The following is a 14,384-nucleotide window of genomic DNA, read 5'->3' on the forward strand; positions in this document are numbered from 1 at the left end:
GGGGCGCCGAGGTTGTCGGGCGCACGGTTCTAGGACGCACGCGCGCCGGTCGCGGTTCCGTCGCGGCCCCCGACCGCCGCCAGATCGCGTTCGAGTGCGGCAGCCTCCGCCCGCCCGCGGCGCAGGTGATCGTCGATGCGTCCGAGCAGGGCGTCGGCGGTGTCGAGGCGACCGCGCCGAAGCCGGTCGGAGTGCCCGAGGGCCCGGGTTTCGAGGGACAGCACCGTCTCGAGCAGTTGCCGCTCCCAGCCGGCGCGCACCTCCGCCACCGCAGCGGCACACCACCGCTCGAACCGAGCGCGTTCGAGAGGCCTCCGCCGCGCGCTCAGCGTGACCACCGCCATGCCCACCGCCCCGAGCACCATTGCGAGGATCGTGACCGGGTGCGCGTGGGCCAGCCCCAGGGTGGCGGCGGCCGCGCGGCCCAGTCCGACACCGACCGCCGCGCCGATCAGGGGCGCCGCCCGGTCGACGGCGATGGGGCCGGGCAGCGCCGGCAGCTGCGGCGCCTCCGGAGCGGAGGGCGGTTCGTCGGCCCCGGACGGACCGGGCAGGCGCGGGGCGACCAGTTCGACCGGAGCGACGCCCGGCTCGACGGCGTCGGGTATCCGCTCGGCCACGATCGCTCCGAATCGGGCCGCCGCGTCGGCGGTGGCCGCGCCGATCCGCTGCTCGACCGCGCGCCAGCATGCGGGGTCGAGTCGGCCGCGCCGGAACCGCGCCAGCTCGCGAACGTCGAGGTCCAGGGCACGGGCGCTGCTGCCGAGGGTGGCCACCAGGTGCACCCGCACGGCCTGCAGATGCCGCCGCGTCTCCTCGGCGCCGGCGGCGACCGCATGTCGGCGCGCGACCACCGCGGAGCGCTCGGCGGCCAATCGCCGCAGCCGCGCGTGTTCACGTTCGAGATCGGCGGCGATGCGTTCGCTCGCGAGGGCGCGCAGCACGTGCTGCCGTCGGGTAACCCTGTCGCCGGCGGCGGCGCGCAGCGCGGACACCACGGGATCGACGGAGTCGGAGGTCGCCAGGTCGATCAGGGTCACCACGCCGGGCGCGCTGCCGAGACCCGTGGAGGTTCGGCGCAGCGCGGCGATCGCCTGCTCGACCGGGGAATGCGGCTGGTCGGCGTCGGGGCCGCCGGTCACGACCACCACCGCCGGACCGGCCCAGTCGGCGACGGTATCGACCAGATACCTCCCCGGCGTGGTCCCGATGACGGCCAGCAGCACGTCGGCCGCATCGTCGGCGACCAGGGTTTCGGTGTGGTCGAGGCGCGCGCGTACCTCGGCGATCACCCGTTGCCCGGTCGGCGTCCCGTCCGAGCAGGTACGAATCCGCGTCGGCCCCTCCGCGACCGGAACTGTTCGTTCGAGTAGTCCCGGGCAGCGCCGCCGCAGGATCGGCTCGAGCTCGACCGTCGACGCCGGATCGCCGGACATGGGGGCCGACTCGGACGGATTCACCGCACCGCCGCCCGGACCACCGCGATGCGCTGCACCATCGCTTCGAGCCGGTCGCGGGCGAAGCGGTGGGTGATCGCCGCCTCGTCCACCTCATCGATCGCGCGGGAGTATCTGCGCTCGAGCGCCGCCGTCCGACCGGCCACCACGGCATCGGCCGACGTTCCGGCGGGGAAGACATGGATCGACAGACCCGGCGGACCGCTGCGCTCCCATCGCTCCCGGGCCGCCTGCACGTCGACCACGGTGGGCCCGATGACCACCACGGTTGTCGCCGGGTCACGCCCGCGGATCGCGGCGAGGTCGACCTCGTGCCACCCCTCCCCGATGACGTGCACCAGGATGTCGCGGTCGAGATCCGGGTCCGGATGGTCCGGAACATCGATCGCCGGCAGGTCGACCACCCGGAAGTCCGCCGGTTCGTCCCGATCACCGTCGTGGCTCGCGCCCACGCGGTCGGGCCCGTCCCGAGTCGGCTCGCCGGCACCCGGGCCGTCGGTCAACAGGGCCGCGACGGCGCTGCGGCCGACGCCGCGCCGTCCGGATACCGCCACCTCGAGCGGCTCGGCGAGCGCATCCGCGAGCCGTCGCAGCGTCCGTCCCGGTTCCCCGTCCGCGGGAAAGGCGCCCGCCACCTCCGCGATCACCCTCGCCACCGGATCGGCCCCCGCAGCGATCCGGCGCCCGGGAAAGCCGCCACCGGCACCCTCATCGGCATCGGCGCCGGCATCGGTCAGCGCATCCATCGACTCCCCCCTCGGTCGTCTCCGGAATTGTGTCACCCGTTGTGGCCTGCCGAGGGGCGGCAGCCGAGGACATCCCCCGGCGGCCCGGGTCGACGGTCCACGTTCGATATCCGAGCACCGAAACAACAAACCGACCAGGCACGTCACATTCCGCCATGGCTGTCTCCGCGGTTCTGTGCCACCATTCGAGGACGATCGAGGGCGGGGCGATCGAATTGTCGATGGCAGCGCCGCGATCGATGTTCACAGCTTTCTCATATGTCTCAATAGCAACACGGAATCGGATATGAGCCACAATGGCGAGGTGACCGACGTACGCGATACCGGTGTCGCCGGCCCACCCCAGGGCTCTCGGCTGCATCCCCGGGTAACCAGTTTTCGCTCCCGCAGCAGTGTCCTGACCCCTACTCAGCAGGGTGCGTGGGATCGACAGTGGGACCGCCTGGGTCGCAACGTCGCGGACGAACCGCTCGACGCCGAAGGCTGGTTCGGCCGATCGGCGCCCCTGATCATCGAAATCGGCAGCGGCACCGGCACGGCGACGGCCGCGATGGCGCAGCGCGAGCCCGACAAGGATCTACTGGCGGTCGAGGTCTACCGGCCCGGCATCGCGCAGTTGCTCGGTAGCCTCGAACGCGAGAACATTCCCAACGTTCGGACTCTTCGCGGCGACGCCGTGGATGTTTTCCAGAATATGATCGGACCGGCCTCGATCCTCGGCATTCGGGTGTTCTTCCCCGATCCGTGGCCCAAGTCGCGTCACCACAAGCGTCGCCTGCTGCAGCCGTCGGCTTTTGCGTTGTTCGCCGATCGACTGATCGACGGCGGAGTGATCCACGTCGCAACCGATCACGCGGAGTACGCCGAGTATGTCGCCGAATCCGGCGATGGCGAACCGCTACTGAGCCGGCTACCGGTCGGTACGCCGAACGAGGTACGCGAGGCAGCGGTGCCGAACTCGCCGATGAGGCACGATAGGCCGAGGACCAAGTTCGAAATGAAGGCCGAGGAACAGGGCAGAGCGGTCACCGAACTGCTCTGGAGGAGGAACAACCGATGAAGGTCGCGAACGACGCGACGGCAGCCGACGTCTTGGCGGCGGCTCCGTCGAACGATGACGCGACCTCGGTCGAGACTCGCAGCGACGCGTCCGCCTCCCGTGCGCGGGACACGGACCCCCACGATCCAGATCGTGCCCGACGCCGGGCGCTTTTGGTGTGGGACGCGCCGAATCTCGACATGGGACTCGGCGCAATTCTCGGTAGCCGTCCCACCGCTGCCTATCGCCCGCGTTTCGATGCGCTCGGTCGATGGCTGCTGCATCTGGCCGCGGACCTGTCGACCGAGCTCGGCGAGCCGATCGAAGCGGAAGCGACGGTCTTCACCAATATCGCCCCCGGCAGCGCCGAGGTGGTGCGCCCGTGGGTCGAGGCTCTGCGCAATGTCGGCTTCGCCGTCTTCGCCAAGCCGAAGATCGACGAGGACAGCGACGTCGACAGCGACATGCTCGAGCACATCCGGCTGCGGTCGGCCACCGACGGTCTGGCGGCCGTGCTGGTCGCCTCCGCGGACGGCCAGGCTTTCCGGCGCCCGCTCGAGACCCTGGCGGGCGAGGGTGTCGAGGCATCGGTCCTCGGTTTCCGGGAGCACGCCGGCTGGGCGCTGACCTCCGACCTGCTCGATTTTGTCGACCTCGAGGACATCCCGGGCGTCTTCCGGGAGCCGCTGCCGCGCGTGAGCCTCGACTCGCTGCCCGACGAGGGCGCCTGGCTGCAGCCGTTCCGTCCGCTGTCCTCGCTGTTGTCGGGGCGGCAGGGGGACCGCTGACGTGTTCGATCGCTGGGGCACTGTCGTCCACCGTTTTCGCTATACGGTCCTCGGGGTCGTGGTGGTCGCGCTGCTCGGAATGGCGGGCTTCGGGCTGTCGCTCAACGACCATCTGAGCCAGAGCGGCTGGGACGATCCGGGCTCGGCGTCGGTGATCGGCGCCCAGCTCGCGGACGACACCTTCGGTCGCGACACCAATTCCGACGTGCTGGTCATGTACACCGCGCCGCCCGGGACCACGATCACGGATCCGACGTTCCGCAGCCAGGTCAAGGCATCGCTCGACTCTCTGCCCGTCAACCATCCGGACCAGATCGAAAAGGTCAACGCCAGCTTCATCACCAGCGCGAGCCTCGCGTCCGCCGACGGGACGGTCGGTGTGGCATCGATCGCGATCCAGGGTGACGACGACACCGCCCGCGCCAACAACTTCCGCGACGTGCGGGACGTCTTCTATATCGACGGCGTCGACGTGCAGCTCGCCGGTCTCCTGCCGATCACCGGCGCGCTGAACGACACGATGGCGCAGGACATCAAGCGGATGGAGATCCTGGCCTTCCCCGCGGTCGGCATCCTGCTGTTCTTCGTCTTCGGTGGTGCGGTCGCCGCCGCCCTGCCCCTGATCGTCGGTGGCCTGACCGTCTTCGGCGCCAACGGCATCGTCCGGCTGATCACGGAATTCACCGAGGTCAACAACTTTGTCGCCTCGGTGGTCTCGCTGATCGGTTTCGGTCTGGCGATCGACTACGGCCTGTTCATGGTCAGCCGGTTCCGCGAGGAACTCGCCGACGGCAGATCCGTGCCCGATGCGGTGCGACGCACGGTCGCCACCGCCGGGCGCACGGTGGTCTTCTCGGCGACGATCATCATCGCCAGTCTCGGCGGCCTGATCCTGTTCCCGCAGGGCTTCCTCAAATCGGTCGCCTACGGGTCGATCGCGACGGTCGGGCTCGCGGCGTTCACCTCGATCACCGTGCTGCCCGCGATCCTGGGCATCCTCGGCCGGCGGGTAGACGCGCTGAGCTTCAAGGCGATCCGCCAGACCAAGACGTCCGAGGAGATCGAGAACGGTTTCTGGGGTCGGTTGACCCGATGGGTGATGAAGCACCCGGTCAAGGTGACCGTCCCGGTGGTCGCCGCCCTGCTGCTGCTGACGCTGCCCGCCGGGAACATCGCCTTCGGCGGCATCAACGAGGACTACCTGCCGCCGAACAACGTCACCCGCGAGGCGCAGGAACACTTCGACGAACTCTTCCCGGGCCTGCGCACCGAGCCGCTGAAGCTGGTGGTGCAGAACGCGCAGGGCCCGCAGATCGGCACCCTGATGGGCGAGGCGAGCAATGCTCCCGGCCTGGTCGAGACGTTCACGATCGAGAACATCGACAACAACGCGGGCGTCGCGGTGCTCAAGGCCGGCCTGGTCGACCGCAACGACTACAACGCGACGATCCAGTACCTGCGCTCGATGCCCGTTCCCGACGGGGTGAACGTCTACGTCGCCGGGACACCGGCGATCGAGCACGACTCGATCGCGGCGCTGCTCGACCGGCTGCCGCTGATGCTCTCGCTGATCGTTGTGGTCACGACGTTGCTGATGTTCCTGACGTTCGGCTCGCTGGTGCTGCCGATCAAGGCGATCCTGGCCACCGGGTTGAGCCTCGGCGCGACGATGGGCATCCTGACCTGGATCTTTGTCGACGGCCACGGCTCCGAGCTGTTGAACTTCACCCCCGGCGGCATCATGGCACCGGTCCTGGTGCTGATCGTGGCGATCATCTTCGGCCTGTCGACCGACTACGAGATATTCCTGGTCTCCCGGATCGTCGAGGCGCGCGCCCACGGGGCGAGTACCGCCGAGGCGGTGCGGATCGGCACCGCGCACACCGGACGCATCATCACCGCCGCGGCGCTGATCCTGATCGTGGTGACCGGCGCCTTCGCGTTCTCCGACCTGGTGATGATGAAGTACATCTCCTACGGCATGATCGCCGCGCTGATCATCGACGCGACCGTGATCCGCATGCTGTTCGTGCCGGCGACGATGAAGCTGCTCGGCGACGACTCCTGGTGGGCGCCGGCGTGGATGAAGCGCCTGCAGGAACGCATCGGGTTGGCCGAGCCGATCTCCGATGCCGACGCGATCCCCGCCAACGTTCCGCAGCTCGAGCCGGTGGGCGTGATCCCGCTGATGGAGGCGGGCGCCGAGGGCGGGGAGCCGATGACCGTGCCGATCCCGCGGATCGAGCCGCGGGGTATGCCGAGCCGACGGGCGCGGCGACGGATCGAGGAGCCGGCACCGACCGCGACCCACCGTCCGGCCGAGTTGGACATGGTCGGCGCCGACGGAGGTGGCCCCGGATCGGGTCCGGGACGGCGCGCGACCCCGCAGCGCGGACCGTTGCGGCCGCCGCCGAGCCAGCCGCCGAGCCAGCCGCGTCCCAACGACGACGAACCCCGCTACGCCCCGGCCCACTTCGCGCAGACCGCCCCCGCCGATCCGCGGGCCGCCGGCCCGGATGGTCCGCCCGAGCCGCGCTTCGACGCCGCGGGCAGCCGCCCCAACGGCGCCCCCGAGGCCAACCCGGCCGCGGGCCGTCCCGGCGCGGTCAACGGTGTCAACGGCGGTGTGAACGGCACGGACGCCGCACACGGCGCGTCCCCCCACGGCGCCGACGACGACGCCTATGCGGGTCCGCCGACGCAGCAGTACCCCGCCGGACTGATCCCGCCGCCCTATCTCGACGATGACGAATACGACGACGAGTACGGCAACGAACCGGCCGTGAACGGCGGCGCTCCCGGACATCCGGGGAGCCCGGCCCGCGACGGCGCTCCGGCGTCCGCGTCGCAGCAACGGCCGATCGAATCCTGGCTCGCCGAGCTGCGGTCCACCTCGACCGAAGCGGCACCCGAGGCCCCCGCACCGACCCACTCCCCGATCAACGGTGGGGCCGGCCGGCCGCCGTCGTCCGCCCCGGACTATCGTGCGGTTCCCGACCGGCGCAAACCGTCCGGTTCCCGGGCGGAGGACGACAACCGTTTCGGAGGCGAGTACGCTTCGTCGGACCCACTTTTCGACGGAGGGGCGGGACGGGGCGGCCGACACGACCGCGAGCATCCCGACGATGCATCCGGCTATTCACAGGTTGCGCCCGGTGCCGCCTACCCCGGGGAGGACGACTACATGACATCCGAGACCGATTCCGCCGGCAGTCGACGTATCGGCTCGCATCGCGCCCCCACCGGCGCGATCCCCGTGGTCCCCGTCCCCACCGATGGAAGCTACGGCGGGCGCCGCCATCGCCGTTCGGCCGAGGAAGCAGCCGCGGGTTCCGACGTCGAGCAGACGACATCCGCTCCGACCTCCCCTGCTCGGCAGGACGGCCGGTACCGCAACGAGGCCCCTGCGGCCCCGCGCAACGGCAACGGTCACCGCTACGGCGACGCCGAGCCCGAGCAGGACTCCGACGACTCCAACGGTCGGCACGCCGCCACTACCGGCGCGATCACGGTCAGCGAGTTGCTCGCCCGCCAGCGTCGGGACTGATCCCGGGGCCGGTTATCCGGGCCGGTCTTCCGGGGCCGAACTGCTCGGGCCGGTTCGACGCGGGCACCGATCACCAGCCGCGGCGGCCCCGCGAGTACCGCACGTTGACCGTGCCCATCCGGGTATGCCCGGACACGATCAGGTGCACGCTTCCCGCCCGGCCGCCCTCCGGAAGGTCACTCTTGACCGTTCCGGCCGATACCCGCAGGTTCCGGACGTCGGCGGTGGAACCGGGCGGCAGGATCAGGTGCACGGTGCTGCCGTAGTCGTCGATATCGACGTGAATGGCCGGCGGCAGCGCCGCGACCCGGGCGTAGTTGAGCTTGATGGTCGAGAACTTCGAGACGATCCGCATCCGCTCCGGCACCGGCCAGTCGCCCTTGCGAGTGACGGTCGACATCGTGTTGTGCAGCACCACCGGCTCGCCGTCGACCGCGTGCCAGTGCTGGTCGACAGCGGGCGCCGCGGCGGGCGGGGCGCTCGGCAACGGGGTTCCCCCGCGCAGTTCGAGACCGGGCAGGTCGATGATCACCGCGTTGAGTTCGCCGCGGGTCCGAGCGGCCAGGGCGGTGTCGACGCGTTCGGTGAATTCGCCGAGGGACAGCATGCCGCGGCCCACGGCCTTCTGGAGCAGACCGGCGACGTGTTCGCGTTCGGCGTCGCTGACACGCAGGTCGCGGGCGTCGACTCCGTACGGCGGCCGAGGTTCGTGGTCCATACCGACCAGCCTAGGTCCGCTCCGGTCACCGTGCGGGGCGCCACACGACCTGCGGACCGCACCTCGGCGGCCGGCTCCGGCGGCGCTCGGCACCCGCGGCGACACTCCGAGGAGACCGTCCAGTACCCGCTGTGACCACGGCGTTGATCCCCGGTCCCGGGGGCCCGTCTGCTCCCGGAAGGTTGCGCGGGTAAATTTTTCCTGTGCCCGTTTCCCGACGCGAGATGCGGTCGAGTCTGCGTTTCCGCTGGGTGATGTACATGGCGTCGATGCTGCTGGCGAACTTTCTCGGCGCGATTCTGGTTTTTGCCTTCATCCGGTACGGCCTGCCGATGCCGCTCGACCAGTTGACCGCCGATCAGCAGCTGCAGACGTCGAGCATCTTCGCCACGTATCTGGTCTTCGCGGCCGTCGTCAGCCTGGCTTTCGCGGCGCGCAACGTGCGGATCATCGAGCGGTGGCGCCGCCGCGGCGGCCCGCCGACCCGGGTGGAGCAGATGGCTGCGTTGCACGCACCGCTGCGGCAGGCGATCGTGCATCTGGGGCTGTGGGCTTTCGGCAGCATCCTGTTCCTGCTGCTGACGATCCGCACGATGCCGTCGCTGGCGCTGGCGATCGTCGCGACCGTATTGATGGCCGCGACCAGCACCTTCGGCTTCACCTACATGCTCGGCGAACGCATCCTGCGCCCGCTGGCGGCCCGCGCGCTGTCCCAGGGCCGATTCGACCGCACCTTGGCACCCGGCGTCGGCGCCCGCATGCTGATGACCTGGGGAATGGGCACCGCGGTGCCGGCGACGGGCATCGTGATGCTCGCCCTGGTCCCGTTGACCACCGATCTGCGCTTCGACACCCGGGCATTCGCCCTGGCCGTGTTGGCGCTGGCACTGCTGGCGATGTTCCAGGCGTTGGTGATGTCGCTGCTGACCACCGGGCATATCGCCGACCCGATCCGTCAGCTCGGCCAGGCGATCTCGATGGCCCAGAAGGGTGCGGACGACGTCAGCGTCGAGATCTTCGACGGCAGTGCGATCGGCCGCCTGCAGGTTGGCTTCAACCGGATGATGGAGGAGCTCGGCACCCGGCGGCAGCTGCGGGAGCTGTTCGGTCGGCACGTCGGCGAGGAGGTCGCCCGGCGGGCGCTGCAGTCCGGGACCGAACTCGGCGGTGAGACCCGCTTCGTCGCGGTGCTCTTCGTCGACATGATCGGCTCGACCGCTGCCGCCGCGGAGCGCCCGCCCAACGAGGTCGTCGACACGCTCAACGAGCTGTTCCGGGTGGTCGTCGACGTCGTCGACCGGCACAACGGATTCGTCAACAAGTTTGTGGGCGATGCCGCGTTGGCGATCTTCGGCGCCCCGCTCAACCAGCCGGACGCACCGACCGAGGCGCTGGCCGCGGCCCGGGAGCTGCGACGGGTGCTGATCGGCGTCAAGGACCTCGATGTCGGCATCGGCGTCTCCGCGGGCCTGGCGGTCGCCGGCAATATCGGGTCGGCGGAGCGGTTCGAGTACACCGTGATCGGCGACCCGGTCAACGAGGCGTCCCGGCTGACCGAACTGGCCAAGCTGCGCCCTGGCCGGGTGCTCGCCTCGTCGTCGGCGCTGTACTTCGCCGATGAGGAGGAGGCGGCGCACTGGACCACCGACGGGGAGAAGGTGCGGCTGCGCGGGCGCCGGCGGCCGACGTCGCTGGTCTGGCCGACCGACGTTCCCGAATCCCCGATCACCATGCCCGTCGAGGGCGGACACCGCGGCTGAGCCGTTGCCCGGGCCGTTCCTCGGCGGCGTTAGGCTGAACCCGTGCGACGAACGACGGCTCTGCTGGTCCTCGATGTGGTTCTCGTGGTCGCTTTTTGCGCGATCGGCCGACGCTCCCACGAGGAGGCGTCCTCGCTGACCGGACTGGCGAACACCGCGTGGCCCTTCCTCAGCGGCCTGGCCGCCGGTTGGCTGGTGGTGGCCGCCCGGCTGCGCGGACAGCTCGGCGGCTCGCCGGGCGCCGATCCGGCCGCGGTCCTCCCCTCCGGGGTGATCATCTGGGCCGCGACGCTGGTGATCGGCATGATCCTGCGCGTGGTGTCCGGTCAGGGGACCGCGGTGAGCTTCGTGATCGTGGCCGGCACCGTGCTGGCGATCTTCCTTTTGGGGCCGCGCGCCCTTCTGGCGGTCCGCCGCCGGCGTCTGACCGTCTGATCCGTCCGTCCGAAAAGCCCGTCCGAAAAGCCGGTCCGACGGCCCGTCCGACCGGGCCGACGCTACTCGCGCGGCGCGGCGACCCCGGTCAGGAATCGATCGAGCATGCGGTCGACGTGTTGGGGGCCCTCGGCGTCGTCGATGTAGACCGCGTACGCCAGGTCCTGGCCGATTCCGAAGATCCACCGATCGGTGCCCCCGGTGCCGCTGAGACCGCGCGGTCCCACGGCGGCGCGCAGTCGCTCGTAGACCGAGGCCGGCAGGTCGGGGATCTCCCCGTAGACGGTGGTCGGACGTTCGAAGACCACCGAGGGGCTCGGCACCGATCCACGGGCGATCGACGCCGCGAACATCGCCAGGCCGAAGGTGGTGACATCCATGTTCCCGCCCTGCGCGACCGCCCGGAACTGGGAGACCTCGAAGTTTCCGGTGTGGAACCGGGCGATGGCGGTGTCGAGACCGTCGATGCCGAATTGGGCGCCGGCGCCGAGCCCTCGGGCGACATCGGCAGGATCCAGATTGTCCGCGGTACCCGCCGCGGCCAGGGCGCCGGCGAGGTCGGCGACCGAGTGCATGTCGACGAATACCGAATCATCCGCGGCGTTGGAGTAGCTGTTCTGGGCGGCGGCGACGATCGCGCCGGTCGAGGGGCGGATCGCGACCAGGGCGGCCGGCGTGGTCGAGTCGACCACAGCCTCCTCTGCGGCGAGCTGGATGTGTGCGTCGAGGGTCGTCCGCAGGTTCGGCGGCGGCGGACCCTGATAGCCGGCCTGTCGCAGCGTGTCCTCGGGCGTCACCAGGTCGACCTCCCACCCGGCGGTAGCGTCGCGGTCGGCCTGCCAGATCCCGCGGTAGATGTCGAGCAGCGGTGAGGTGATCCGACGATCTCCCACGATCAGCGCGGGCTGCCCGACCACCCGCACCCCGGGAATCGCCCGAATGCGGTCCTCGAGCACGGCGAAGTCGTCATTGCGCAGCCGCACCACCTGAGTGGGGGCGCCACCCGAGGCGGCGAGGGCCTGCTGCATGACCTCCGGGGTCACCAGCGGAGCGACGACGTTGATCACGCCGGCCAGCGCGGTGGTCGACGCGACGGGATCGGGCATCGCCGCAGGATCGAGTTCGATCGCGTGCACGGTCTGTTCGTTCATCAGCACCGAACCGTCGGTGGTGAGCACCTGCGCCGGCGCCGCATCGGTTCGGCGATAGGTCAGCGAGCCGTCGGCGGTCAGCGACGACATCAATACCGCCGGGTCCCAGAGCACCCGCCACCCGACCGCCAGCTCGCGCACGGTGCCCTGGGAGGTCAGCTTCCAGGTGCGATCGTCGCGGGGGTCGGGTATCCGCTTGGCGTCGGGGAAGGTCCAGGTCGATTCGAGGGTGAAGAACGCGGAATTGCGGTCCAGGCCGATCAACTGCACCGCGGAACTGGAGAACTGCGCGTCGCCGGTCGGATCGAGATTTCCGAACATCGACGTGATCGCGGCGGATGCGGCGCTCGGATAGGAGGTGATGTCCGCGGCGCCGTCGATATCGCGCTCGTTGAGGGCGGTGACGAAGTCGTCGACCGCGCTGACGGCGGCGGGCGCCGGGGCGGTGCGGATGCGGTAGACCACGAAGCCGACGATCAGCAGGATGACAACCGCCAACGCGAGATACCGGTAGCGCCGCTTGGCGGCGATCCAGGTTCTCAACGGCGTCATACCTCAATAATCACACAAGTCACACCCGTAACGTTAGATCACGAGTGCCACGGCACGTCCTGATGTCGGCCGACCATCAGTGCACACAGCCCGGCAAACCGGACCGCCCTCGATGTACAGACTTACCCGAGTCGGGCAGCGCCTCAGCCGCGCCCGCGCATTACCAGAGTAGCGACAGAATCGGACTCCCGACACGGCCCGGTCGATGCAATCGGACATCACATATGTCCGACCGGACCGGCCGTGATCGGGGCTCAGCGCAGGAAGCTTCCGGCGGCCGCGAGGGCCGGCGCGCTCGAGCCACCCTGGGTCACCAGCACGGCAAAGGCCAGGTCGTCCTTGATGCCGATGAACCAGCCGTGGTCGGCGTTGCCGTCGGACTCCGCCGTCCCGGTCTTGCCGAGCAGATCGGGGATGTCGGCGAGCGAGGTGGCGGTGCCGGCGGTGACGGTCTCGCGCATCATCGTGCGCAGATCGGCGACGATCGCCGGGTCGATCGCGGTTGTGGTCTGATCGGCGGTGGCGGGTTGGCCGTTGATAATCATCGGCATCGGGGTGGTCCCGTGTGCGATCGAGGCGGCGACCACGGCCATCCCGAACGGTGACGCGGTGACCTGCCCCTGACCGATGCCGGCTTCGACGCGTTCGGCCGGGGTATTGGCGATCGGGACGGATCCGGTGACGGTGGTGAGGCCGGGTGTGACGTAGTCGACGCCGAGGCCGTAGGACAGGGCGGTATTGGCGAGGGCATCCGGAGGCAGGTCGACCGCCAACCGGCCCATGGTGGTGTTGCAGGAGCGGGCGAAGGCGGTGTGCAGCGGCACGGTGCCCAGGTCGAAGTTGTCGTCGTTCGGGATGGTCCGGCCTTCGATATTGGCTGTACCGGGGCAGGCGAGCATCGTGTCCGGGGTCAGGCTGCCGTTGCTTGCCGTCAGCGCCGCCGTGGCGGTGACGGTCTTGAACGTGGAGCCGGGCGGGTAGAGCCCCGTCAGGGCGATGGAACCGGCCGCGTCGCCGGCCGGACTTTGAGCGACGGCGACGATGCCACCGGTCGATGGCCGAATCGCCACGATAGCCGCGGGGGTGGACACCGAGGCGAGCGCATTCTCCGCGGCCAGCTGGGAAGTCAGATCGAGGGTGGTGCTGATATCGGCGAAGGTGCCGGGCGCCGCCTGCCAGAGGTTCGAGGTGACCGCACCGTTGGCGTCACGCAGGTCGACCGACCATCCGGAGGCTCGATCCTCCTGCTGGTTCCACTCGTCGGTCAGATCGGCAAGGGCGGGGGACGCCAGGGCCCGGTCCACGGTCAGCAACCGCAGCTGGTCGATCAGGGTCACGCCGGGCAGGGCTGCGAGCTGACTGCGGATGGGCGCGACATCCTCCTGGCGCAGCGACACCACTCCGGCAGAGTTGGGAGAGGCCGCGGCAACCGAGCTCGCGATCGAGTCCGCGGTGATCGTCGGGACCGGCCCGGAGAGCAGCGCGGCGACCGCTGCTGAATCGGCATCTGGCCCGACGTTGACGATCGTCACCAGCTGTCGGGTCATCAGTTCACGCCCGCTGCTGTCGAGAATGCGCCCGGAGGTGGTGGGGGCGACCGAGGAGAGCACGACGGAGGTGTCCGTGGTCAGTCCGGGGACCAGGACCGCGGGATCCCAGGTGATAACCCGGCCGCCGTCGGAGTCCTCGGTCGATCCGGTGGTGGTGTACGTCCAGTTGTCTCCGTTGCCGAGGTCCCACTGGGCCTGGAGGCTGAATCCAGCGTCGTTGTTGGTGTCGGTGATCGTGTACGTGACGGGGTGATCGGTGACGTCCATCCCGTTCCGCACTCCGTCGATGGCCGTGGCCGCCGCGGTGGGGTCGGAGGTGTCCTGTGCTGCGGTCGACGAGTCTCCCGCGTTGAGGGCATCGACGTATCGCTGGACAACCTCGCGAGTGGTATCGCTCACCGAGGTGCAGCCGGCCAGAAGCGCGGACGACAGCGCGAGGACCAGTAGCGGAATGACGACGCGGAAACGGCCGATGTCTCCCATTGGGCTGACTCTAACCCCGTAGGGGCCCAGTGTGGCGGCGGGCCCGCCGTGTATCCCAATAGACCGAGTTGGGCGAGCTACATGTCGCCGGTCGTAAGAGTCCTGACATACGAAAAGACCCCCAACATATCCGCATGGGATACGTTGGGGGTCTTCTC

General features: G+C 69.9%; 10 protein-coding genes. 5 read left to right on the plus strand and 5 right to left on the minus strand.

All coding sequences use genetic code 11. The annotated features are described in order from the left end of the window. Positions 1 to 29: 29 nt before the first annotated feature. Positions 30 to 1,436 (minus strand): coiled-coil domain-containing protein, encoded by a 1,407-nt coding sequence (locus tag MB1_RS14530; RefSeq protein WP_066908485.1) that lies wholly within the window; start codon positions 1,434 to 1,436, stop codon positions 30 to 32. Between the two features lie 20 nt (positions 1,437 to 1,456). Continuing rightward, positions 1,457 to 2,203, minus strand: coding sequence for a hypothetical protein (locus MB1_RS14535; protein WP_066908488.1), 747 nt, complete (start codon positions 2,201 to 2,203; stop codon positions 1,457 to 1,459). Positions 2,204 to 2,489: 286 nt separating this feature from the next. Between MB1_RS14535 and trmB the strand changes: the two genes are divergently transcribed. From trmB to MB1_RS14550, 3 genes are read left to right on the plus strand one after another with little or no spacing between them, the layout of a single operon-like run. Further along, entirely contained in the window at positions 2,490 to 3,263 is a 774-nt protein-coding gene (gene trmB / locus MB1_RS14540; RefSeq protein WP_066908491.1) for a tRNA (guanosine(46)-N7)-methyltransferase TrmB, read from the plus strand. After that, positions 3,260 to 4,030 carry an NYN domain-containing protein gene (locus MB1_RS14545; protein WP_066908494.1) on the plus strand — a complete coding sequence of 257 codons (771 nt, stop codon included), beginning with the start codon at positions 3,260 to 3,262 and terminating at the stop codon, positions 4,028 to 4,030. Before trmB ends, MB1_RS14545 begins: the two co-directional genes overlap by 4 nt. 1 nt (position 4,031) lies before the next feature. Next, on the plus strand, positions 4,032 to 7,577 hold the full coding sequence (locus tag MB1_RS14550) for an MMPL family transporter (RefSeq protein ID WP_066908497.1): 3,546 nt from the start codon (positions 4,032 to 4,034) through the stop codon (positions 7,575 to 7,577). 70 nt (positions 7,578 to 7,647) lie between these two features. Here MB1_RS14550 and MB1_RS14555 read toward each other — a convergent pair whose 3' ends face one another. Beyond that, positions 7,648 to 8,295 (minus strand): DUF1707 SHOCT-like domain-containing protein, encoded by a 648-nt coding sequence (locus tag MB1_RS14555; RefSeq protein ID WP_066908500.1) that lies wholly within the window; start codon positions 8,293 to 8,295, stop codon positions 7,648 to 7,650. A gap of 260 nt (positions 8,296 to 8,555) precedes the next feature. Between MB1_RS14555 and MB1_RS14560 the strand changes: the two genes are divergently transcribed. Together MB1_RS14560 and MB1_RS14565 are read left to right on the plus strand one after the other, a co-directional pair. Next, positions 8,556 to 10,055, plus strand: a complete 1,500-nt coding sequence (locus MB1_RS14560; protein WP_066908606.1) for an adenylate/guanylate cyclase domain-containing protein — start codon at positions 8,556 to 8,558, stop codon at positions 10,053 to 10,055. A gap of 42 nt (positions 10,056 to 10,097) precedes the next feature. Further along, a complete protein-coding gene (locus tag MB1_RS14565; RefSeq protein WP_066908503.1) occupies positions 10,098 to 10,490 on the plus strand; it encodes a DUF3054 domain-containing protein in 393 nt (130 codons plus the stop codon). Between the two features lie 62 nt (positions 10,491 to 10,552). Here MB1_RS14565 and MB1_RS14570 read toward each other — a convergent pair whose 3' ends face one another. Together MB1_RS14570 and MB1_RS14575 are read right to left on the minus strand one after the other, a co-directional pair. Then, complete coding sequence (locus MB1_RS14570; protein WP_066908505.1) at positions 10,553 to 12,193, minus strand: penicillin-binding protein 2; 1,641 nt, start codon at positions 12,191 to 12,193, stop codon at positions 10,553 to 10,555. 254 nt (positions 12,194 to 12,447) lie between these two features. Beyond that, entirely contained in the window at positions 12,448 to 14,226 is a 1,779-nt protein-coding gene (locus MB1_RS14575) for a penicillin-binding transpeptidase domain-containing protein (protein WP_066908508.1), read from the minus strand. Positions 14,227 to 14,384: the final 158 nt, after the last annotated feature.

The sequence above is a fragment of the Millisia brevis NBRC 105863 genome (genome assembly GCF_001552615.1).
In the GTDB taxonomy this organism is placed as follows: Bacteria; Actinomycetota; Actinomycetes; order Mycobacteriales; family Mycobacteriaceae; genus Millisia; species Millisia brevis.